22 protein-coding genes and 3 tRNA genes are annotated in these 19807 nt (G+C 68.6%); 6 read left to right on the forward strand and 19 right to left on the reverse strand.

The features are described from left to right. Positions 1-31: 31 nt before the first annotated feature. The 11 genes from WBA97_RS04965 to WBA97_RS05015 all read right to left on the reverse strand — a co-directional run bounded on the left by WBA97_RS04965 (position 32) and on the right by WBA97_RS05015 (position 11448). Positions 32-1234, reverse strand: coding sequence for a polysaccharide pyruvyl transferase family protein (locus tag WBA97_RS04965; RefSeq protein WP_424229486.1), 1203 nt, complete (start codon positions 1232-1234; stop codon positions 32-34). Further along, on the reverse strand, positions 1231-2175 hold the full coding sequence (locus tag WBA97_RS04970) for a glycosyltransferase family 2 protein (RefSeq protein WP_424229487.1): 945 nt from the start codon (positions 2173-2175) through the stop codon (positions 1231-1233). Before WBA97_RS04970 ends, WBA97_RS04965 begins: the two co-directional genes overlap by 4 nt. Continuing rightward, positions 2172-3431: a hypothetical protein gene (locus WBA97_RS04975; RefSeq protein ID WP_424229488.1), complete on the reverse strand. Its 1260-nt coding sequence runs from the start codon at positions 3429-3431 to the stop codon at positions 2172-2174. Before WBA97_RS04975 ends, WBA97_RS04970 begins: the two co-directional genes overlap by 4 nt. Further along, positions 3432-4685, reverse strand: coding sequence for a DUF4910 domain-containing protein (locus tag WBA97_RS04980; RefSeq protein WP_424229489.1), 1254 nt, complete (start codon positions 4683-4685; stop codon positions 3432-3434). Further along, a complete protein-coding gene (locus tag WBA97_RS04985) occupies positions 4678-5700 on the reverse strand; it encodes an NAD-dependent epimerase/dehydratase family protein (RefSeq protein ID WP_424229490.1) in 1023 nt (340 codons plus the stop codon). The genes WBA97_RS04980 and WBA97_RS04985 overlap by 8 nt, the downstream gene beginning before the upstream one ends. Before the next feature lie 3 nt (positions 5701-5703). Next, positions 5704-6348 carry a PIG-L deacetylase family protein gene (locus tag WBA97_RS04990; protein ID WP_424229491.1) on the reverse strand — a complete coding sequence of 215 codons (645 nt, stop codon included), beginning with the start codon at positions 6346-6348 and terminating at the stop codon, positions 5704-5706. Further along, a complete protein-coding gene (locus WBA97_RS04995; RefSeq protein WP_424229492.1) occupies positions 6345-7127 on the reverse strand; it encodes a glucose-1-phosphate cytidylyltransferase in 783 nt (260 codons plus the stop codon). Before WBA97_RS04995 ends, WBA97_RS04990 begins: the two co-directional genes overlap by 4 nt. Further along, positions 7124-8347 carry a class I SAM-dependent methyltransferase gene (locus WBA97_RS05000; RefSeq protein WP_424229493.1) on the reverse strand — a complete coding sequence of 408 codons (1224 nt, stop codon included), beginning with the start codon at positions 8345-8347 and terminating at the stop codon, positions 7124-7126. Before WBA97_RS05000 ends, WBA97_RS04995 begins: the two co-directional genes overlap by 4 nt. A 2-nt stretch (positions 8348-8349) precedes the next feature. After that, the gene (locus WBA97_RS05005; protein ID WP_424229494.1) at positions 8350-9855 is read right to left on the reverse strand and encodes a sugar transferase; all 1506 of its coding nucleotides are present in this window, start codon (positions 9853-9855) and stop codon (positions 8350-8352) included. 252 nt (positions 9856-10107) lie between these two features. After that, positions 10108-10521 (reverse strand): PPOX class F420-dependent oxidoreductase, encoded by a 414-nt coding sequence (locus tag WBA97_RS05010; RefSeq protein ID WP_424229495.1) that lies wholly within the window; start codon positions 10519-10521, stop codon positions 10108-10110. Positions 10522-10575: 54 nt separating this feature from the next. Next, the gene (locus WBA97_RS05015) at positions 10576-11448 is read right to left on the reverse strand and encodes a hypothetical protein (protein WP_424229496.1); all 873 of its coding nucleotides are present in this window, start codon (positions 11446-11448) and stop codon (positions 10576-10578) included. A 290-nt stretch (positions 11449-11738) separates the two neighbouring features. Here WBA97_RS05015 and WBA97_RS05020 point away from each other — a divergent pair, with 290 nt between their 5' ends. Continuing rightward, positions 11739-11912, forward strand: a complete 174-nt coding sequence (locus tag WBA97_RS05020; RefSeq protein WP_424229497.1) for a hypothetical protein — start codon at positions 11739-11741, stop codon at positions 11910-11912. A gap of 25 nt (positions 11913-11937) precedes the next feature. Further along, positions 11938-12309 (forward strand): type II toxin-antitoxin system death-on-curing family toxin, encoded by a 372-nt coding sequence (locus WBA97_RS05025; protein ID WP_424229498.1) that lies wholly within the window; start codon positions 11938-11940, stop codon positions 12307-12309. 180 nt (positions 12310-12489) lie between these two features. Here the strand turns inward: WBA97_RS05025 and WBA97_RS05030 are convergent. The 5 genes from WBA97_RS05030 to WBA97_RS05050 all read right to left on the reverse strand — a co-directional run bounded on the left by WBA97_RS05030 (position 12490) and on the right by WBA97_RS05050 (position 14894). Next, positions 12490-12563 (reverse strand) — tRNA-Phe (locus WBA97_RS05030). 92 nt (positions 12564-12655) lie between these two features. Continuing rightward, positions 12656-12729 (reverse strand) — tRNA-Asp (locus WBA97_RS05035). A 157-nt stretch (positions 12730-12886) separates the two neighbouring features. Beyond that, entirely contained in the window at positions 12887-14152 is a 1266-nt protein-coding gene (locus tag WBA97_RS05040; protein WP_424229499.1) for a DUF11 domain-containing protein, read from the reverse strand. Between the two features lie 256 nt (positions 14153-14408). Continuing rightward, positions 14409-14481: transfer RNA gene (locus WBA97_RS05045), tRNA-Glu, on the reverse strand. Between the two features lie 164 nt (positions 14482-14645). Then, positions 14646-14894 (reverse strand): hypothetical protein, encoded by a 249-nt coding sequence (locus WBA97_RS05050; protein ID WP_424229500.1) that lies wholly within the window; start codon positions 14892-14894, stop codon positions 14646-14648. Between the two features lie 378 nt (positions 14895-15272). Here WBA97_RS05050 and WBA97_RS05055 point away from each other — a divergent pair, with 378 nt between their 5' ends. Together WBA97_RS05055 and WBA97_RS05060 are read left to right on the forward strand one after the other, a co-directional pair. Further along, positions 15273-15485 carry a heavy-metal-associated domain-containing protein gene (locus tag WBA97_RS05055; protein WP_424229506.1) on the forward strand — a complete coding sequence of 71 codons (213 nt, stop codon included), beginning with the start codon at positions 15273-15275 and terminating at the stop codon, positions 15483-15485. Between the two features lie 396 nt (positions 15486-15881). Continuing rightward, positions 15882-16217: a hypothetical protein gene (locus tag WBA97_RS05060; RefSeq protein WP_424229501.1), complete on the forward strand. Its 336-nt coding sequence runs from the start codon at positions 15882-15884 to the stop codon at positions 16215-16217. Between the two features lie 113 nt (positions 16218-16330). On the opposite strand, the gene WBA97_RS05065 is transcribed toward WBA97_RS05060, so the two are convergent. After that, positions 16331-16534, reverse strand: a complete 204-nt coding sequence (locus tag WBA97_RS05065; protein ID WP_133905397.1) for a cold-shock protein — start codon at positions 16532-16534, stop codon at positions 16331-16333. Between the two features lie 358 nt (positions 16535-16892). On the opposite strand from WBA97_RS05065, the gene WBA97_RS05070 reads away from it, so the two are divergent. Together WBA97_RS05070 and WBA97_RS05075 are read left to right on the forward strand one after the other, a co-directional pair. Further along, positions 16893-18095, forward strand: coding sequence for a L,D-transpeptidase (locus WBA97_RS05070; protein WP_424229502.1), 1203 nt, complete (start codon positions 16893-16895; stop codon positions 18093-18095). A gap of 56 nt (positions 18096-18151) precedes the next feature. Beyond that, on the forward strand, positions 18152-19006 hold the full coding sequence (locus tag WBA97_RS05075) for a helix-turn-helix domain-containing protein (protein ID WP_424229503.1): 855 nt from the start codon (positions 18152-18154) through the stop codon (positions 19004-19006). On the opposite strand, the gene WBA97_RS05080 is transcribed toward WBA97_RS05075, so the two are convergent. After that, the gene (locus WBA97_RS05080; RefSeq protein ID WP_424229504.1) at positions 18979-19548 is read right to left on the reverse strand and encodes a hypothetical protein; all 570 of its coding nucleotides are present in this window, start codon (positions 19546-19548) and stop codon (positions 18979-18981) included. The two genes, WBA97_RS05075 and WBA97_RS05080, sit on opposite strands and share 28 nt — an antisense overlap. Continuing rightward, positions 19545-19807 (reverse strand): hypothetical protein (locus WBA97_RS05085; RefSeq protein WP_424229505.1); only part of this gene is annotated, 263 nt, incomplete at its 5' end. The genes WBA97_RS05085 and WBA97_RS05080, both read right to left, overlap by 4 nt.

Raw genomic sequence — 19807 nt, forward strand, 5'->3', positions numbered from 1 at the left:
GTCTGCCGCGGCCGTCCTCCAGCTGTGATGCTCACGAAATCACTTCCCGTGTGCTTTCCTTCGCGGTCTCGACCGGCATTCCCAGAGCAGCCGAGAGAACTTCGAACTGCCGCGCCAGTTGCGCGGACTTGCGTCCCGCATTCTCGCCAAGCACGAGTCCGATGCGGTCCGCTGCCGCCACGACCTCGGTGAACTGAACGATCAGCCGGTCCGCGTCCACGGTCCTGGCGTCCTGTGTGTACTCACCGATGCCCATGTCGGCCATGATCCGGTCGTTCTTCGCCGAGTAGCTGACCGAGACGGTCGGCTTCCCGAGCTTCAGAGCGCACAACACGTTGTGGTAGCGGGTGGCGACCACCACCTCGGCGCGCGCGATCTGTGCCATCACGTCGCCGAGCGTCCTGATTTGTTCGTAGACCAGGGTTTCCGGCATGTCGGCCATGAACTCGCGGACGATCTTCTCGTCCACCTCGTCCCCGATGAGCAGTCGCACCCGGTGGCCGCCGTCGACCAGCCAGCGTACGAACCGCCTCATACCCTCCACATAAGTCTTGTGTATTAGGTCGGCACTGGCCCTGTCGTCGTTACTACCGTGGTAGTCCATCAGACCCACGGCGACCGTGCCGCTCTCCACGGTGACATCCGGGCCCGGCAGGGCGAAGACGAGGTCCGGGAAGACCTCGTCGCGGGAGGTGTCCACCCCCATGGTGGCGAGCGAGTCGCGGGACAGGGAGTCGCGGAAGGAGCGGTAGTGCGCGAGACCGGCCGCCCAGCGGATGAGGAACCGCATCATCCGCTGGTTGATCACGTTGGAGCCGACGTTGACGAACGCGACCTTCGTGCCGGTGAGCCTGCCGAAGACGCTGAGCAGGAACAGTGACAGCGGGAAACCCCACGCCCGCAGGGGAAGCGTGTTCTCCAGCACGCCGGCGCCCGGCACGATCACCACGTCCTGCCGCCGCACCCAGCGCAGCACCCGCGCCGAGTCACGGAACTTGGCGAAGACCTTCAGCCCGAACCTGGCGAGCGGGCCAGGGTCGCGGTCGCGGGTGTAGTACCAGTGCAGCGGTTCGGCCGGGACGCCGTAGCGAGCCTCGACCACGTCGGCGCCGGAGCACAGGCTGCTCAGCTCGGCGGACGGGTGGTGCTCACGCAGGTAGGCGAGGATGACCTCCAGTGAGCCGTCGTTGCCCATGTTCCCGGAGCCCAGCAGGCCGAACAACCCGACCTTCACTGGTGGACTCCCCTCGGCACGATCCCGTCGATCGACAGGACCTGGTCCTTCGGCGCCACCGCGGGCTGGCCGGAGGCGCTGACGACGCGGCGGGTGACGCGGCTCGACAGGTACTCGGCCAGGTAGCGGTAGCACTTCCGCTTCTCCGCGCGGTCGATGGGCGCGCGGCGGATCAGGGTGACGTAACCGAGGGCGTACTCGGCGAGCAGGCGCGGCGCCGGGTTGAAACCCTTGGCGCGCTTGGGGTCGAGGTTCGCGCAGCGGCTGCGGATGCTCGGGTTGGCGCGTTCGGCGCGGGTCTCGTGGTCGCGGCGGAAGTACAGCAGCTCCGGCACCTGGTGGAAGCGGCCCTGCATGGCCATGTCCATCACGAACGTGCGGTCCGCGTGGTGGTAACTGTCGTGCGGCCTCACGTTGCGCAGCGACGCGGTCCGGATGACGCCGTAGAAGTCGTCGCCGCCGGAGGCGTGCAGGAGGCCCCGGAACCGTTCCGCCGCGGACGGCGAGTCGGTCGGCATGCGGTAGTCGTAGGGCTCGATGATCTTGCCGTGGCTGTCGATCGTCGCGTTGTAGGAGTGCGCGAGGACGAAGTCCTGGCGTTCGTCGAGGGCCTCGACGCAGCGTTCCAGCAGGGTGGCGCCGTAGAGGTCGTCGTGGGAGGCCCACTTGAACAGCTCGCCGCGGGCGAGGGTGACCACGTGGTTGTGGTTGCCCGCGGCGCCGATGTTCTCCGGCAGGCGGTGGTAGCTGACGCGTGAGTCCATGGCCAGGTACCGCTTGCAGATGTCGGCGGTGCCGTCCGTGGACGCGTTGTCGGTGATGACGAGCTCGTAGTCCTCGTAGGACTGACCGATCAACGCGTCAAGAGACTCCGCGAGGTACTCCTCACCGTTGTAGACCGGCAGGCCGATCGTGAGTCTCGGGGCTCTGGTCCGCTTCATGATGTCCTCGATTCGGCGAGGTTCGGGAGTTCCTGGACGGGAGTGCGCTCGCGCAGCGCCGCGCGAAGCTGTAGCCACCACAGGCCCGCACCGAGCCACATGGCGATGGTGGAGCCCCAGCTCATGCCGACGGCCCCGCCGAACCACGCGCCGACGAGACCGAAGCCGAGGTAGCCCGCCGACGCCCACAGCTGGGCCCGCAGGCTCCGTGGCGCCGCACCGAGCGCGCGGAGCCCGGCCGCCGCGCCCGCGACGATGCCCGCGCCGGTGACCGACAGGGAGACCGGCAGGATCAGCGGTTGCGCGTGTGCCCACACGTCGTCGAGCACGAGCGTGCCGAGCGCGTCTGGTACGAGGAACAACAGGATGGCGCCCCAGGTCGCGGCCGCGATGGCCTGCACGCCACCCAGGGTGAGACAGAAACGGGCGAGACGGCCCGGCGCCTCGCGCAGGACGCGGGCCGCCTCCGGCACCGCGACCAGGTTCAGGCCCATGAGCAGCGCGAGGAACGGGCCGAGCAGCAGCTCCGCGCCGCGCACCGCGCCGACGGCGGAGAGGCCGGCGATCGCACCGAGGCCGTACATCCGCAGCTGTGCCGCGCCGGAGTTGCTGACGTTCTCGATGAGGTAGCGGGAGCCGAGCTCCTTGTGCTGCCGCAGCCAGTCCCGCACTCCGGCGAAGTGCGGCACGATCCGGCTCTGCAGCCACCCGCAGCCCGCGGCGAGCAGCGACGCGCCACCCCAGGCGAGCACGAAGCCCCAGACACTGCCGTGCACGGCAGCCAGCAGCAGCAACGGGATCATGGTGATGGCCCACACGACGTCGTTGACGAACGCCTTGTGTCCCTCTCCCGCGGCGAAGAACGCGAACCGCCAGCTGTCCTGCAGCAGCATGCCGGGTGCGACGACGGCGAGCGCGACGAACGCGGCCCCCAGCGTGCCGCCGATGGCGAACCCGGCGAACGCCGCGAGCACACCGAACGCGGCACCGACGGCGATCGCGGTGCCGCTCGCGCGGGCGGTGGCCTGCCGCCAGTCCGCGGTGGACGCGCCACTGAACCGCACGACGAGCGGGTCTGTCGCGAGGCCACGGGAGATGTTGAGGATCACCCCGTAGGTGACCCAGACAAGGCTGAAGATGCCGAACGCGGCGACGCCAAGCTCGCGGGCGACGAACACGCCGACCACGAAGTTGGTCATGCTGGACACGGCCTGATCGCCGAGTCCCCAGGTCAGCCGCCGCGCGATGCCACCCATCTAACCAACTTTCAACAATCCGGCCGCAGCCAACGCGTCCGCCGCCGCGGCCACTGCCTGGAACGGCAGCCGTGCCCGGTCGGCGATGGTGAGCAGGTCGTGGTCCCCGTCGGACAGGTTCAGCACCCACAGCATCGCCAGCTGCGCGTCCTTCGCGTCGCTGCGGCCGCCGAGCGACTCGTACAGGCCGCGCCTGCCCAGCTGCGGTTCGCCGTACGGGCTCATGTTGACGTAACGCCGGTTCCGTTCGAGGACGTCGACGGCCTCCCGGCACACCGTGAGGGTGTCCACCATGGACTCCGGCGTGACGAAGTCCGGGTCGTCGCCGGAGGTGTGGTACTCCGGGTAGCCCGCGTACGGGGTGCGGGTGAGCGAGCCGACACCCAGGTTGTAGCCGGGTGAGCAGTACTGGCGCTCGTCGTAGCCGTACGGGGAGAACTCGCGGATCTCGTGCGGACGGTCGCGGAGCACGTGCGCGAGGACGCGGTCGATCTCCGCGTCGCCCCGGCGGCTCTGCTTGTAGGTCAGGGAGCCGCGGTCACCTGCGCAGGCGAGCACGAGGCCGTGCCTGACACGTGCCGCGTCGTTGCGGGCCAGCCAGGTGATGGCGCCGATCGTGCCGGGCGCGAAGATGAAACGGTAGGTGTAGTACGGGTTCCGGAGCGACTTCGCCAGCTCCACCGCGACCGCCACGCCCGCCATGTTGTCGTTGGCCAGCGACGGGTGGCACACGTGGCAGGAGACGATGACCTCGTCGTCGACCTGGCCGGGCACCACGTGCTCGGCGTAGGTCAGCGACCCGTCGGCCAGGTCCGAGTCGATGACCACCTCGTAGTCGCCGTCCGGCATCGCGTCCAACGTGGCCTGTGCGAGGCAGAAACCCCACGTCGGCGCGTAGTAGGAGGTGCGGTACGGGACGAGCGACGGCTGGTCCGGCAGCGTGTGCAGGTGGCCGCGCAGCTCATCGAGCGTCATCGTCCGGTGCACCGGCACGCTGTAGCCGACCACGTGCAGGTTCAGCGCCTGGAAGTCCACGATCCGCTCGCCGTCGCGGGAGATGTGGGCGTCACGGATGTTCCACTCCTGCGGCACGGTCCAGTCCAGGACCTGCGTCCCGGTCGGCACCTCGTGCACGGTCAGGTCGAGTTGCTCGCCGACGATCGCGAGGGTCTCCCGGACACCGTCACCGGTGATGCTCCGGCACAGCGGGTACAACCGCCGCACCAGAGCATGCATCCGGTCACCCTCAGGCATAGCGCATGGTCTCGTCCACGGCGCCGCTCTCCGCGCGGTCCTTCAGCCAGGCCAGCCTGGTGAACCGGCGGTCGAAGGACTCCTTGGTCAGGCCGTGCTTCTGGTAGGCCTCGATCAGCTCGACCGCGCCCGCCTTCACCGACCACTCGCAGTCGAAGCCGGGGATCGCCGCGCGGAAGCGGGAGAAGTCGACGCGGTACGAACGCGGGTCGGCACCCGCCTCGCCGGTGATCCGCAGCGTCGAACCCGGCACCGCCTCGATGACCTCGTTCGCGATCTCCGCGACCGTCACGTTGTTGCGTTCGGTGCCGATGTTGAACGCCTTGTCGTGCACGGCCTCGCGCGGTGCGGCCAGCGCGGCGGCGAACGCACGCGCGATGTCGGCGGCGTGCACGAGTGGGCGCCACGGCGTGCCGTCGGACAGCACCAGCACCTCGTTCGACAGGAACGCGTGGCCGACCAGGTTGTTCAGCACGATGTCGGCACGCAGACGCGGTGAGTAGCCGAACGCGGTGGCGTTGCGCAGGTACACCGGCGTGAAGTCGTCGTCGGCCATGTCGTGCAGGTCGCCCTCCACCAGCACCTTCGACTCCGCGTACGGGGTCGCGGGCCGCAGCGGCGCGTCCTCGTCGACGAGGCCGTCACCGCCGGACGCGCCGTACACCGAGCACGTCGACGCGTACAGGAACCGGCGGACCCCGGCGTCGCGGGCCAGCCGCGCGAGCCGCACGGACGCGTGGTGGTTGATGTCGTAGGTGAGGTCCGGCGCGAGCGCGCCGAGCGGGTCGTTCGACAGCGCCGCGAGGTGGATGACCGCGTCGAACCCCTCGAGGTGCGACGGGTGCACGTCACGCAGGTCCACGGTGTGGCCGGGCGGGTCCTGCGGCGCGGGCCCGAGCAGGCACTGCGCGAACAGACCGGAGTCGAGGCCGGTCACGTCGTGGCCAGCAGCCTTGAGCACCGGCGCCATGACCGTGCCGAGATAACCCTTGTGCCCGGTGAGCAGCACACGCACGGCTCAGCCCTCCCAATCGAATGTCAGCTTCCGCACCGAGAACGCCTCCGCGTAGCGCTCCTGGCATTCGATGCCGCGGATGCGCGCGAGTCCGAGGAAGGCTTCCCGGTCGTACCAAGGACGGTGTCGCTGCGAGGCGTAGTGCTGTTGCAACAGCTCGACTTTTTTCTCCGCCGTCTCGGCCGACAGCGGCTGATAGGCGGTGGGGCGGCCCAGGTCAGCGTCCCATTTGACGATCTCGTAGCCGAGCGCCAGGTGATTCCGGTACACGGTCGGCACCAGCTTCGCGAGGCCGCGGTGGTCCTGGTGCGCGTCCTCGGTGCGCGGAGCGAGGATCAGGTCCGGGTCCGTGTTGGCACGGAGCTCCTCGAGCGCGGCCTTGGCCTCGTCCCAGTGCGCCGGCAGGCGGCCGTCCGGCAGCTTGTGCACGGTCACGTCCAGCTCCGCGCCCTGGCAGAACGCCGCCAGCGCCGCCCGTTCCTCGTCCTCGCGTTCGGTGCCGCCGCCGGACAGGACGAGCGCGTCGACGCGCAGTCCGGGGTTGGCCTTGCACAACGTCAGCAGCGTGCCGCCCGCACCGATCGCGATGTCGTCACAGTGCGCCCCCAGCGCGACCACTCGCGTGACGCGCGCCCCCAGACCGATCACGCCGGCACCTGGTCCCACAGGGCCCAGGGCTTGACGCCGTGCGTGTAGCCGTCGTCGAGCATGGTGCGTTCCTTGACGGTGTCCGTCGGCTGCCAGAAGCCGCGGTACGGGAAGGCGCTGAGCCTGCCGCGCTTCGCCAGCTCACCGCAGCCGTCGGCGACCAGGTCGCCGCCCTCCGGGATGTGGTCGAAGACCTCCTGGCGGAGCACGAAGTAGCCGCCGTTCTCCCACAGCGGCATCTCGCTGACGGCGGTGATCGCGCCGACCATGCCGTCGGTGCCCATCTCGACGCAGTGGAACGACGACTGCGGCGGCACGACCATCATCTGCGCGCCCGCGTCGGAATTCCTGAACTTGTCGATCATGTCCGGCAACGGGGCGTCGGTGAGCACGTCCGCGTAGTTGGCGAGGAACATCTCCTCGCCGTCCAGGTGCTCACGCACCCGGCGCAGCCGCTCACCGATCGCCGACTCGATACCGGTCTGCACGAACGTGATCGTCCAGTCGGCGATGTCGGTGGAGAGCAGCTCCGCCTTGCCGTCACGCAGGACGAAGTCGTTGGACGTGGTCTCCTCGTAGTCGAGGAAGAACTTCTTGATGTGGTGGGCGCCGTAGCCGAGGCACAGGATGAACTCCGTGTGCCCGAAGTGGGCGTAGTAGCGCATCACGTGCCAGATCAGCGGGCGCGGGCCCACCATGGCCATCGGCTTGGGCACGTCGTCGGCGGCACCGTTGCGCATCCGCATGCCGTAGCCGCCGCAGAACAACACGACCTTCATGACTGAACCTCGACGATCTCGAGATGAGGAATGGGGAAGACGAGCTTTCCGCCCCAGTCGCCCACATAGGACAGTTGGGCGGTGAGCTCCTTGCGCAGGTTCCACGGCAGCACGAGCACGTAGTCCGGCTTGTCGACCGCGATCTGCTCCGGCGGCAGGATCGGGATCCGCGTGCCAGGAGTGAACCGGCCGTGCTTGTACGGGTTGCGGTCCACTGTGTACTGCAGGAGGTCGGGGCGGATGCCGCAGTGGTTGAGCAGCGTGTTGCCCTTGCCGGGTGCCCCGTAGCCGACGACGGTCTTGCCATCGGCCGCCGCGTCGACAAGGAAGCCGAGCAGCTCACGGCGCACCTTCGCCACCCGCTGGGCGAACTCGGCGTACCCGCTCAGCTCGTGCAGGCCTGCGGCCTTCTCCCGGCTCAGCACATCGAGGACACGCCGCGTCGGTTCGGGAGCACTCTCCGTCGGCTGGGCCAGCAGGCGGATCGAGCCGCCGTGCGTCGGCACCAGCTCGACGTCCACAAGGGACAGTCCGCCGCTCGCGAGCGCACGCTGCGCGGACGCGACCGTGTAGTACTGGAAGTGCTCGTGGTAGATCGTGTCGTACTGGGTCAGCTCGATCAGCGTGAGCAGGTGCTGCACCTCGATCGACACCCAGCCGTCGTCGGCGACCAGCGCACGCAGGCCCCTGGTGAACCCGACGACGTCCGGGATGTGTGCGTATACGTTGTTGGCGACCACCAGGTCGGCCGGGCCGTGCTCGTCGCGGACGGCCTGCCCGGTTTCCGGGGACAGGAACGCGGTCAGCGTCGGCACACCCTTGTCGCGGGCGGCGGAGCCCACGTTCACCGACGGCTCGACCCCCAGGCAGCGGATGCCGCGCTCGACCACGTGCCGCAGCAGGTAGCCGTCGTTGGAGGCGACCTCGACCACGAACTTCGGGTCGATGCGCGCGACCTGCGCGTCGACGAACTCCTCCGCGTGCCGCACCCAGGAGTCCGAAAAGGACGAGAAGTACGCGTACTCGGTGAACGTCTCCTCCGGGGTGATCAGCGGCGGCAGCTGCGCCAGCAGGCACTCCGTGCACAACCGCAGGTGCAGCGGGTAGGTCATCTCGGGTTCGTCGACCTGTTCGGCCGAGAGGAACAACTCGCAGGGTGGAGTGGCGCCGAGATCGACAACGCTGGCGAGATTCGTCGAGCCACAGAGTCGGCAGTTCATCGTCAGTACGCTCCCTGCCCGCCGAGCACCGCTCGGAAGGTCTTCCACAGGATCATCGCGTCGAGCGCGAGTGACCAGTCCTCCACATAGCGCAGGTCCAACCGGACCGCCTCTTCCCATGGCAGGTCGCTCCGTCCGCTGACCTGCCACAATCCGGTCAAGCCCGGTTTCACGAGCAGCCGCCGCCGCACGTCCGCCTCGTAGCGGGCGCTCTCCTCCGGCAGCGGTGGCCGTGGCCCCACCAGCGACATGTCGCCGGTGAGCACGTTGAACAGCTGCGGCAGCTCGTCGATCGAGTAACGCCGCAGCAGCGCGCCGACCCTGGTGACGCGCGGGTCCCGGCGCATCTTGAACAGGACCCCTGCGCCTTCGTTGGCGGCCTCGAGGTCCTTCTTGACCCGGTCGGCGTTGCGCACCATCGTGCGGAACTTGAGAATCGTGAACTCCTCGCCGCCCTTGCCGACGCGGCGCTGCCGGTAGAACACCCCGCCCCGGCTGTCGATGAGGATCGCGAGCGACGCGATCAGCATCACCGGCACACCGACCGTCAGCAGCGCGAACGCGCCGATCCGGTCGACAACGCCCTTCACCACGCGGCGGACGCCGGTGAACGCGGGTGCGCTGACCCGGAGCAACGGCATGCCGAGCACACCCGACACGTGCAGCCGCGGCCCGGCGACCTCCATGAGCATCGGCGCCACCACCATCTCGGCGCCGCTGCCCTCGAGTTTCCATGCGAGCTGCTGCAGTCTGCGCGGCGTCCAGTACGAGTCGGCGGTGATCGCGACGATGCGGTAGCCGCCACGGCGGACGTGGTCGGACAGGTCGTCGAGGGTGCCGATGACGGACACGCCGTCGACCTCCATGCCGCCGCTGCCGCTGTCGCCTTCGCCATCGACGGTGCAGATCGCGGCGACGCGCCACCCGACGTGCGGCGCGGCCTTCGTGCGGGTGATCAGGTCCCGCACGGTGTCGACGCCGCCCGCCGCCATCACGGGCAGCAGGCACTCGCCTTCGTAGCGTGCCCTGTGCAGGACCTGTCGCAGCAGGTAGCGGGCCAGCAACGCGATGACGGCGGTGGCCGGGATGACGACGAACACCCACGGCCGGGTCGACACGACGCCGGTGGCGAGGCCGGCGAGGCCGAGCGCGGCGGCGGCCGCGAACATGCCGCGACCGAGGCGGACGTACTCCTCGGCGCCCTGGCCCAGCACGGTCGGGTGCCACGCCCGGTTCATGGCGAGCGAGCAGACGACGGAGACCACGGACAGGAAGCCGAGCGTGAGGTCCTTGAAGAGAGCCGCGGCACCCACGCTGAGCAGTCCGCCGATGGCGACCGCGGTGAGGATCGTGACCAGGATGTCACTGGTGATCACGTAACGGCGATACCGGGGTTCCCACCCGCCGACGGGTGGGTGACTGGGCTCCTGCGGGAGCAGGCGGTTGGCAGACAGGCCCCGCAGGATCACCGGTCTCCGCCGTGGGGCGCCTAGTTGCTGGTCACGCATTGTGGTCCCCCCCAGCCACATGTGCGCATGCACGCATGGCGGGTTGATGGGCGTCCCCGCTTGCCCGGAATGGACGAATGTCGTTGCGACCCAACGATTCGGATTGCCCCTGCCGCTCCGAGGCCGCGTTCACTGATTCGCTCGGAGCGGGGGCGCCGTTACACGGACAGTGAGTTGTCTCACCCTTAGGAACAGGGTTACAGGCTGGTCAACGGTCAGGTAACACAGGTGACCAGCCCAGTTTTACAATTGTCAACAGCCGGAATGGGCCGTTCGTGTCATCGAGTACCACTCTTCGGCGGCAGGCTGCCCGTCGAGATTCCAGCTCCACGAGATTTCGGCCGTGATCCGCACGTACGTGCCCGGCCCGACGAGCCCGACCCGCTCCTCCGGCTCACCCGAGGACCCGTACACCCGCACCCCTCTGGCGATGAACGGCCGCAGCGACACGAGGTCGTCCACGACGAGCGCGACCCGCCGCCGCCCCGCCACGACGTTGCGGATCTTGCGTGTCGAGACCACGGTCGGCCCGCCCCCGACCCAGAACCCGGTCTCGTCGACCTCGAAGGCGACGGGCACCACGTCGGGCCGCTCCCCGGCGTTGAGGGTCGCGAGGCGGGCCAGCGGCTGGCCGCGCAGGTACTCGAGTTCGGCCGGACTGAACACAGGTTTCTCCTCTCGTCGCCGTCCACACGATCGGAGCCTGCCCTGATCGACAGCTCAGCGCGAGAAGGACGCCCGGCGCCGAGGTGGCGGCGGCGCCGCCGCGGCCCGCCGGGACTGGGCGGCCGCCACGAACCCGCCGACGAGGATGGCGATCCCGCCGACCCCGCACACGACCCAGGCGATGGTCATGACCTGGCTCGTCAGCGCGTCGTAGAAGACGCCGGCCAGCTCCGGCTTGGGACTGCGTGCGGTCACCTGACTACGGGCGAGGAACTGGAACAACACGAGCAGCAACATCATCACGACGAGCCCGACGCCGCCGACGACGAGCACCCGCCCCCGCCCCCCGGCGACCGCCACCCCGCCGATGAGCAGGCCCAGCGCCACGATCGGCAACACCACGCTGAGCTTCTCGAGCAGGTCGAACGCGGGCACCAGCTGCCGCACGGCAGGCCGGGAGATCAGCTCGACGGACGCGTTGATCCGCGGGATCTGCTCCGCGAACGGCGCCCCCGCCTCGGTCATCCGCTGCCGGAGCAAAGTGGCGACGTCACCGAGGTCCAGGACGATCGCGTCGCCCTGGACGCTGAGGCTGCCGCCTTCCTCGCCACGCAGCATGGCGAGCACCTCCGGGTGGACCTCCCTGTTCACGGTGATCCACAGCTGCCGGAACTCGTCGCTCCTGACGAACGAGTTCACGCTCTGGTCGACCAGGGGCTGCGCGGAGGCAGGCACCTTGTCCGCGAGCGCCGCGTTGATCTGCCCGGCGACGGACGCGTGGATGTCGGGGTCGTCGGCGAGCGGCTCCACCGCGTCGAGGTACCGCTGCTGGTCGGTCACCTCACCGACAAGCGCGTAGGCCGCCACCGCGGGCGCGGCGAGGAGACACCCGAGCAGGACGAGGATGGTGCCGAAGGTGGTACGCACGCGCGCACACTAGCGGCTCACCCGACCCCCGTGCGGACTCACCGCACCAGCAACCCTTGCAACCGCCCATCGACGGCGAGATCGACCGGACGGACGTCTGGAACTAGCGAGTCTCTAGTCGCCCAAGACATCATTTGACCTGATCAGACCCCCCAACACAGTTCCTGTAGCAAATGTCTCCCGTGGTTCGTCCGATTGGGGAAGACCAGCCGGGAGTACGTCGGCTACCCTTGCTGTTGTTGCATGCATGCACTCCCTTCTCGGGAGTCAACTTTGGCGGGGAGGCGAAGATGACCATCCAGGCGATTGAGGACGAAGTCCGTGAGGCTCGCGAGGCCACAGCTCATCTCTTGCCCGCCCGCGACTTCACGAAGCCAGGCCCTCACCCGATGTCTCTCACCGACGCAATGAACAAGATCCGGTGTGAGTACGGCGAGGCGATCAAGCTGCTGGGCAAACTCTGAGGTTTAGCGCTGTAGGCTGCTGCGGGTGTCCGACTGGGTCTACCTCACTGCGGATCAGCTAATCCATGAGACTAGGCCTCTTGGAGTAGGTCCCGTTCGAGATCATGGTGCGCTTGATGCCTGCATGGCGTCTCCTGCACAGAGCTTCGACGGTGATCTCTATCCGGACATCTCAGCCAAAGCCGCGATTGTGTGCTTCAACATTGCTAAGACCTACCATCCGTTCGTCGATGGCAACAAGAGAGCCGCGGCAGTGGCGATGCTGCTCACGTGCTACCTCAACAGCTTCGTGCCCATGCTCACAGAGGCAGAGCTGGTCGCTGTCATCCTGCTCGTTGCGCAAGGCGAGATGACGCAGGAAGGCCTGGCGGCGTACCTACGCCTACGCATGACGTAGAGCTCCACCTGGCGACGCGCCTAAGCGAGCGAGCGATGCTGAGCAGGTTTCGATGTGCGTGTCGGCGCTGTCATAGACACAGCGTCATGCGACGCCCCTGAAAGGGGGCATCGAGACGGAAACTGAGACGAGAAACGCCCCGGCCTGCACAGGGCCGGGGCGTTTTCGCTGGTCAGAGGGTGGCCAGGGGCGGGATCGAACCGCCGACCTACCGCTTTTCAGGCGGTCGCTCATACCAACTGAGCTACCTGGCCAAAAACACCAAAGTGGTCCAGCGGCCCGATATGGGTGCCACCAGACCACGCTGGATCAGAAGCTCCGAGAGCATGATCCCCCGGAACTTCCGCGACCCTGACGGGACTCGAACCCGCGACCTTCGCCGTGACAGGGCGACGCGCTAACCAACTGCGCCACAGGGCCTTACTGGTAAAGCATGCCCCGACGGTTTTCACCAACACCGTTTGGAGCAACGGTTGTGACTCTAGCAGACCCTTACCCCCTGGTTTTCGGGGGTCTCATGCCCGCGGACCTTGGGATTGTCCGCTGACTCGAGGCGCAGACGTGCTCGGCGACCTGATCATCGGCCGCCGAACCGGCCGGGTTGTTTCGCGCGGCTCCGGAACCGCGTGCGGTGCACCAGTAGGAGAGCGCCGGTGAGGAGCAGGGCCAGCGCGACGGCCGCCGGGGCCATGATCGAGGGGCCGGTGGCCGCCAGCGTCGGTCCGGAGGCCTGCGGTGCCGGGTTCGTGGGGTCGGGGGGCGTCGGCGTCGGTTCTGGGGCGATGACGAGGTCGGTCACGACCGGGCTGACCGCGCGCTCGTTCGTGGCCCCGACTCCTTCCACGTAGTCCACGGTGGCCTGGTTGTCCACGGAGGGCAGGTACTCGACGACGCGGACCGCGTAGCTGACGGTGGCGGTCGCGGTGCTGGTGAGCGCGCCGCCGGCGGTGGCGCTCGCCCCGGCGCCGAGCCGGGCGGTGACCTGACGCGGGTCCACTTCGCCCGCATCGTCGCCGGGCTGGTCGGTGACGGGCAGGCCGTCGATGCGCAGCGATCCCGGCACGAAGCTGGTCGCGGCCGGGATGGGGTCGGTGAGCACTGTGTCGAGGGCGCGGGAGTTGCCGTCGTTGCGGGCGGTGATCTCGTATCGGATCTCGTCACCCACGTTGAGCGGGCCGCCCGAGGAGGTCTTGGTGAGGGTGAGGCAGGCCGGGGTACCGAACTCGATCTGATCGAGGAAGTTGCCGATCGACGGGTCTCCGGTCGAGGTGTCGACGGCGCCGAAGGCAAACCGGATGACGGTCTGCCCGGCAGGCACGGTGTACCGGCCGAACCGGCTCCCCCACTCGTCCTCGCCGTCGACGATGTCCGGATCGCTCTGCCCGCTGGGCGTCTGCACGACCACGTTTCCCGGTGGGCCGATAGCCACCCGCATCGTGTCCTCGTCGAAGCCGTCGGTGGAGTTGCGGGCCCGATGGTGGACCTGCCACAGCATCGCCTGTCCCGGCGTGGCGACCACGTCCTGGTACAGCGTCGACGGCTCGTTGGAGTTGAGCTCGACGAACTGCGTGCCCTCCACCGCCGGGACCTCCAGCCCCCGGTTGATCGGCGCGTTGTCCGGGCCCCACATCTCGATCGTGCCGTCGCTGGCCGTGGTGTCCCAGCCCGGCACGTCGCCCTCGGCGACCACAGCATGACGTGAGTCGTGATGTGGCTCCTCGAAACTGCCGTTCGTCAGGCCGACGGCCGGCTCCGGGCAGGCCTGCTGTGCCCCGACAGCCTCGGCCGGCACGACCGCCAACATCGCCACCAACGCCGCCACCGCGAAGATCCGTCCAAACATGCCGACACACTAGGGCTGATCCGCCCCGCTCAACCTGGGCTGGACGCGGGATGTACCCGACCTGCGGGCAGAAGCACTCGATGGACTGAAGCGGTCCGAAAAACGGTTACGCGATAGGCCGTTGCCGACATCGTGAGGGTCGCCAGAACAACACGGTTAGGGCAGATGACTGCCCGCGACGGTGATCGAGTCGGGGGCGATGAAGCGGCACTGATCGACCTGATCGCGCCGCTGGGGCCGCCTCGGCGGCGGAGAGTGCTCCCAACGGGATTCGAACCCGCGCTGCCGCCTTGAAAGGGCGGAGTCCTAGGCCGCTAGACGATGGGAGCCCGGGCCCGCTTTGGAGCACCGAAAGCATATGACATGCCCTCTGACCCCTTCGAAGCGGGTATCCGAACCACCCTCTGGCTGCGACAACTCCGCGAGCCCGACCGGCACGACTGTCGAGCTTGACCGACCGGCCGACGGCGTGCGGGCCGGCCGGTCGGTGTCGTCAGCGGCGAACTGGCGCGATGCCGTCCTCTCCGGGCACCAGGCCCAGCATGTCCAGCAGTTCCCGGCAGTCCTCGACGCCTTGTGCGCCGCGGGCCACGGCGAGCTGTGCGCGGTGCACCTGCTCGTCCGACACGCGTGAGGTCTCGCCGCTCCGCTGGGCGGGAACACCACCGTTACCGAAGTTGAGGGCTGTGTCCTTGGACTCGTGCTGCAACAGAAAGTCACGAACTTCGACTGGACCGCTCATGCCGCCTCCCCGACCATCAGGTTTCGGGGAAGGCTATGAGACGGGGGGCACTTACCACAGCCCCCCGAGGAGTGAATCCGGCCCCCACGCAAAGTAGTCAAGGTCGCACCGGCTGACGGTCACGGCGTGGACACCGGCGCCGACGGCTACCGCCGGGTCACTCGAATGGCCGCATCTGATCACCCGTCACCACCTTCCGACGTCGCCGCGCGTGCGCGCCGCTCGGGGTTTCCCGAGCGATCCCCTTGCTACCAGCGGAAACGGCATTCGGGCGAGGCGACCCATGTGGGGGACACGTGATTCCTCAAGCGCGGCGGGCCCAGGGTCGAAGACCTAGGTGGGGAGCCGTATGAGAAAGGAAGTCAGAGACCAGTGCCCATGCACACGATCTACAACGTGTACCGGGTCGCCGGCATGACCTGCGACCACTGCGCCAGGTCCGTGACCGAGGAGCTGTCCGGGCTCGACCACGTGACCGACGTGGCCGTGAACCTGACGACCGGCGCGGTGACCATCACGAGCGCGGACGAGCTGAGCCGCCCCCGCGTGGAGGCCGCGTTGGCCGTGGCGGGCCACCGTCTGACGGAGTGAATGCCGCTCGCTGAGCGGGCCCTGCCAACCTTGCTTGGCAGGGCCCGGCTTGTCGAAGCCCTCAACCCGACAAGCCCCGGGGGTTCGCGCTGGTCATCGGACCACCGGGTGGAGAGATGAGCATCGCCGTGAACACCAGGTGAATAGTTCTCGAGATTTTTCGCGTTTGCCCTCTCCCACGACGCGCGTGCGCGTGCAACAATCGACAAGCTGACACACCCCCGGTCAGCGCCTGTGGAGATCCCCTCCGGCCCCCGCGTTCCTCCCCCTGGCGCGGGGGCCTCTCCATGTCCACACCCGGTTCACGCAGCACAAATACCCACAGTGACGCAACCCTTACTCGTGATTTTGGTTGCTTTGCTGGTGAGACCGCAATCGGTTCGTTATCCTTCTCTGGTGCTTTTCACCGGACGTAGTCGACCCAGCGGCAAGGCGGCGGCAGACGCCGCGAACGCTGGACGCCATCGCACCGAAGTGGAGCAGGGCGAGGCCCTGCCCGACCACGAGCTCGAGTCGTACCTGGCCGCCCTTTCCCCCGAGGGCGACCCGGAGACGACCGGCTCCGGCCGCCGCTTCGGTGGGTCGCAGGTCTACCAGTTGCGTCTGTCGCTGATGGCGAACGAGCAGCTGCGTGAGATCGCGGCGCACAACCAGACCTCACCGCTCGCGCTGGCCCAGGAGTGGGTAATGCAGCGCCTCGAGTGGGAGGCTCAGCAGCTTCCCCGCCGCTGAACCAACCCGAGCCCGACCGACACCGCAGGACCAAACCAACGCTCTGCCAACGCTCCATGCCAACACGAAGGGCCCCGGTCGCACCCGACCGGGGCCCTTCGGCGCTGAGCTACCTACAGTGCGCGCACGTTCGTCGCCTGGGGACCCTTCGTGCCCTGCCCGACCTCGAACTCGACACGCTGGTTCTCCTCCAGGGTCCGGAATCCCTTGCCCTGGATCTCCGAATAGTGCACGAAGACGTCGTCGCCGCCTTCGTCAACGGCGATGAAGCCGAAGCCCTTTTCGGAGTTGAACCACTTCACTGTGCCCTGTGCCATCCGCCTGCCTCCGTCGCAGGATCAGCATGGGGTTGCACCGTGCAACCCCGGCAGCCCCTCGGGCGTTACCTCCGCCAACTTCGACGGATAGCGGCACGCCCGCGTTTGTCGTTCCGCGAGCGTGGAAAAAGCACGAACACAGAAACTACTAACGGCCTGCGCGCCAGAGCGTAGCGCGACGAGCACTCACAGCACTACTACTTGCACACGGCTGATTACAGCCCCGAATCGATCGTCGCTGGCTGCGGCCGGGCGAACTCACGTGATCTGCATCACAGAAGAACGAGCCAACGCATATCCACTCAAAGGCGTCGAATCAGGTGTGAGCTCGACGCGGCGGCGTGAACTGGGGGAATCGATGGGTGGACGGCGGTACCGGTGGGTGCCAAGAGTGGTTCTGGCGGCGGGGATCGTGGCTGTGCTGGGGTTGACGGCCTGCAGCTCCGGTGACGGCGGCGCGAACCCCTTCCAGGAGACGACATCGTCGAACGCGCCGGAGGGGCAGGCGGCGCCCAAGCCGTCCGCGAAGGTCACGCTCACGCCGGTGTCCGGTGCGGCGGACGTCTCGCCGACCGTGCCGGTGACGGTGACGGTCGCCGACGGCACCATCGAGGCGCTGACGCTCACCAACCCGGCGGGCAAGCAGGTGATCGGCCGGCTGTCGGCGGACAAGACGTCGTGGACCGTCGGTGAGCCGCTGGGGTACGGCAAGACCTACACGTGGTCGGGCACCGCGAAGGGCACCGACGGCAAGAGGGCGCCGATCTCGGGTTCCTTCACCACAGTCACGCCGGCGCGGCAGGTCGACGCGTCGCTGAACGTCGGCGACGGCAGGACCTATGGCGTCGCCATGCCGATCTCCGTGACGTTCGACCGCGACGTCACCGACAAGGCCACCGTGCAGAAGGCCATGACGGTCACGGCGTCCGTGCCGACCGAGGGCGCGTGGGCGTGGCTCGACGACCGCACCGCGCACTGGCGGCCCAAGGCGTACTGGGCGCCGGGCACGCAGGTGAGCCTGGTGGCGAAGCTGTACGGCACCCCGTTCGGCGACGGCAAGTACGGTGCCGAGGACCGGAGCGCGACCTTCACGATCGGCCGCTCGCAGATCGTGCGGGCCAACACGCAGACCCACCGCCTCGTCGTCATCCGCGACGGTGTGCAGGTGGCGGACTTCCCGGCGAGCTACGGGCTGGAGTCCGACCCTGGCCGCGTGACCAACAGCGGCACGCACGTGGTGATGTCCAAGCACGAGACGTACTCGATGACCAACCCGAAGTACGACTACGAGAACGTGGTCGTGCCGTGGGCGGTGCGGATCTCCAACAACGGCGAGTTCATCCACGGGTACGCGCCGTCGATCTGGGCCCAGGGCAAGCAGAACATCTCGCACGGCTGCGCGAACCTCGCACCGGCCAACGCGAAGATCTACTTCGACAGCGCGATGACCGGTGACCCGGTCGAGGTCGTCGGCAGCACCCAGCAGCTCGGCGCCGAGGACGGCGACTACTACGACTGGGCACTGACCTGGGACCAGTGGCTGGCCAAGACCGCGTCCTGAGCCGGAGTCATCTATGGTGTCGCCCCAGTGCTGGACTGAGCATTGGGGCGACCGCCATGTCTGGGCCATCCACCTCGCGGGTTTTCGCGGCGCTGTCGTCGGCGCTGCCGCCCGCCGCCGCGGCCGACGACGAAGTGGCCGCCGGCTATCTCGTCGTGCGGGCCTCCGGGGCCAGCGCGGCACGGATGGCGATCGACGCGCCCACCGTGCCCGCCAGGGAACCGGCGCAGATTCAGCTGGTGATGCGGGCGTCGCTGCCGAAGTACGTGCCGACGCGCGGTGTCAGCCTGAGTTTCCCGGAATGCGCGCTGCGGGCCCGGCCCGCGGGGCGCAGTGGGACGGTCATGCTGACGGTCACGACCGCGAAGCTGTCGATCAGCTTCACGGAACTGCGGCCGCTGATGTTCCAGCCGGTGCCGCTGGACCGGTCACTGCAGACGTTGTTCGCCGCTGCCGTGTCGCACCTGCTGGTGGTCTCGGATTCCCTTGATCCGCACGGGGTCAAGCCGTACCTGACGGGGCTCGCGGAACTGGTGCTGCGCAGTGCGCTGCGGACCGAGCTGAACCGGGCGGACGCGATCGCCACCCGCCGCCGGGACGCGGTCGCCTACATCAAGGAACACCTGGCCGACCCGGCGCTGACCGCCGAGCGGATCGCGGAGGCCCTGTTCATCTCGCGGCGCAGGCTGTACCAGCTGTTCGACGACGGGGACGGTGTTTCCGGCCGCATCCGGCAACTGCGGATCGACCTCGCGAAAGAACTGCTCGGCGACCCCGCGCACGCGAAGCGCGGCATCGGAGAAATCTCCAAACAATGCGGTTTCGCGAACGCCGCGCACTTTTCCCGGACATTCCGGAAAGTGGTCGGGGAAACGCCGAGGGACTACCGGGACAAACTGCTCGGCGAATGATTCTCGGCGAAGTCAACCGACGACACGAGCTGCCCGAGAACGGTCGCGAGCTCCAGCCAGCCCCGGCCCGTCGTGGAATGCAGGGTGAACACGGCCATCCGGCGGCCGTCCGGCTCGATCACCACGGCCTGCAGCTGGGCGCCCGCGGTCGGCGGGCCGGACAGCAGGATGCGCTCCGCGATCACCACCGGGTAGCCGCGGGTGGTCGTGGACGACGTGACCTCGCGGATGTCCTGCCCCTCCCCGTCGGACAGGTGGTGCGCCAGCTCCGCCGCCGCGTCCGGACCGAGCGGGGTGTCGGCCGTGACGACCATGCCGACGAGGATCGCCGGGTCGGCCTGCGCGTGTGACACGACGGCGACCAGGCCCGCGCCGTTCTCGTGCGCCAGCTCGGCCGCGTCCCGCGCCGCCAGGGCCACCCCCGGGTCGTGTGCCGACTCCGGTCCGCGCACGGACACCAGCAGCTCGGTCAGCGCGGTGGCGGTCCCGTCGACCGAACGCATCGACACCGGGGTGATCCCCGGGATGGCGGCAAGCTTCACGACTCGCTCAGCGAGGTCTCGCCGAGCACCATCAGCTCGCCGGTGCCACGGAACGGCCGCGCGGCGGCGACCGCCATGGCACCGGCGGGCGGCGCGGTGAACGTGCCGGGGGTGACCAGCGCCGCCAGTGCCGCCGACACGCGTGACGACCGGTTCAGCACGCCCGCCAGGGCACGGATCGCCGGGCGGTCGTCGGCAGGCGCGGCGCCGGTGTCGAGGGCGTCGGCCACGTCGTCGGCGCCGCGCTGGTGTGCGCGGC

The sequence above is a fragment of the Actinophytocola sp. genome (genome assembly GCF_049647105.1).
Classification (GTDB): Bacteria; Actinomycetota; Actinomycetes; order Mycobacteriales; family Pseudonocardiaceae; genus Actinophytocola.

What these genes read in the sequence shown, in the direction of transcription:
- WBA97_RS05075 (WP_424229503.1), top strand. Translation starts at nt 18,152, where the DNA reads ATGTCTGGGCCATCCACCTCGCGGGTTTTCGCGGCGCTGTCGTCGGCG.
- WBA97_RS05020 (WP_424229497.1), top strand. Translation starts at nt 11,739, where the DNA reads ATGACCATCCAGGCGATTGAGGACGAAGTCCGTGAGGCTCGCGAGGCC.
- WBA97_RS05005 (WP_424229494.1), bottom strand. Translation starts at nt 9,855, where the DNA reads ATGCGTGACCAGCAACTAGGCGCCCCACGGCGGAGACCGGTGATCCTG.
- WBA97_RS05040 (WP_424229499.1), bottom strand. Translation starts at nt 14,152, where the DNA reads ATGTTTGGACGGATCTTCGCGGTGGCGGCGTTGGTGGCGATGTTGGCG.
- WBA97_RS04970 (WP_424229487.1), bottom strand. Translation starts at nt 2,175, where the DNA reads ATGAAGCGGACCAGAGCCCCGAGACTCACGATCGGCCTGCCGGTCTAC.
- WBA97_RS05000 (WP_424229493.1), bottom strand. Translation starts at nt 8,347, where the DNA reads ATGAACTGCCGACTCTGTGGCTCGACGAATCTCGCCAGCGTTGTCGAT.
- WBA97_RS04995 (WP_424229492.1), bottom strand. Translation starts at nt 7,127, where the DNA reads ATGAAGGTCGTGTTGTTCTGCGGCGGCTACGGCATGCGGATGCGCAAC.
- WBA97_RS05070 (WP_424229502.1), top strand. Translation starts at nt 16,893, where the DNA reads ATGGGTGGACGGCGGTACCGGTGGGTGCCAAGAGTGGTTCTGGCGGCG.
- WBA97_RS05055 (WP_424229506.1), top strand. Translation starts at nt 15,273, where the DNA reads ATGCACACGATCTACAACGTGTACCGGGTCGCCGGCATGACCTGCGAC.
- WBA97_RS04980 (WP_424229489.1), bottom strand. Translation starts at nt 4,685, where the DNA reads ATGCCTGAGGGTGACCGGATGCATGCTCTGGTGCGGCGGTTGTACCCG.
- WBA97_RS05065 (WP_133905397.1), bottom strand. Translation starts at nt 16,534, where the DNA reads ATGGCACAGGGCACAGTGAAGTGGTTCAACTCCGAAAAGGGCTTCGGC.
- WBA97_RS04975 (WP_424229488.1), bottom strand. Translation starts at nt 3,431, where the DNA reads ATGGGTGGCATCGCGCGGCGGCTGACCTGGGGACTCGGCGATCAGGCC.
- WBA97_RS05050 (WP_424229500.1), bottom strand. Translation starts at nt 14,894, where the DNA reads ATGAGCGGTCCAGTCGAAGTTCGTGACTTTCTGTTGCAGCACGAGTCC.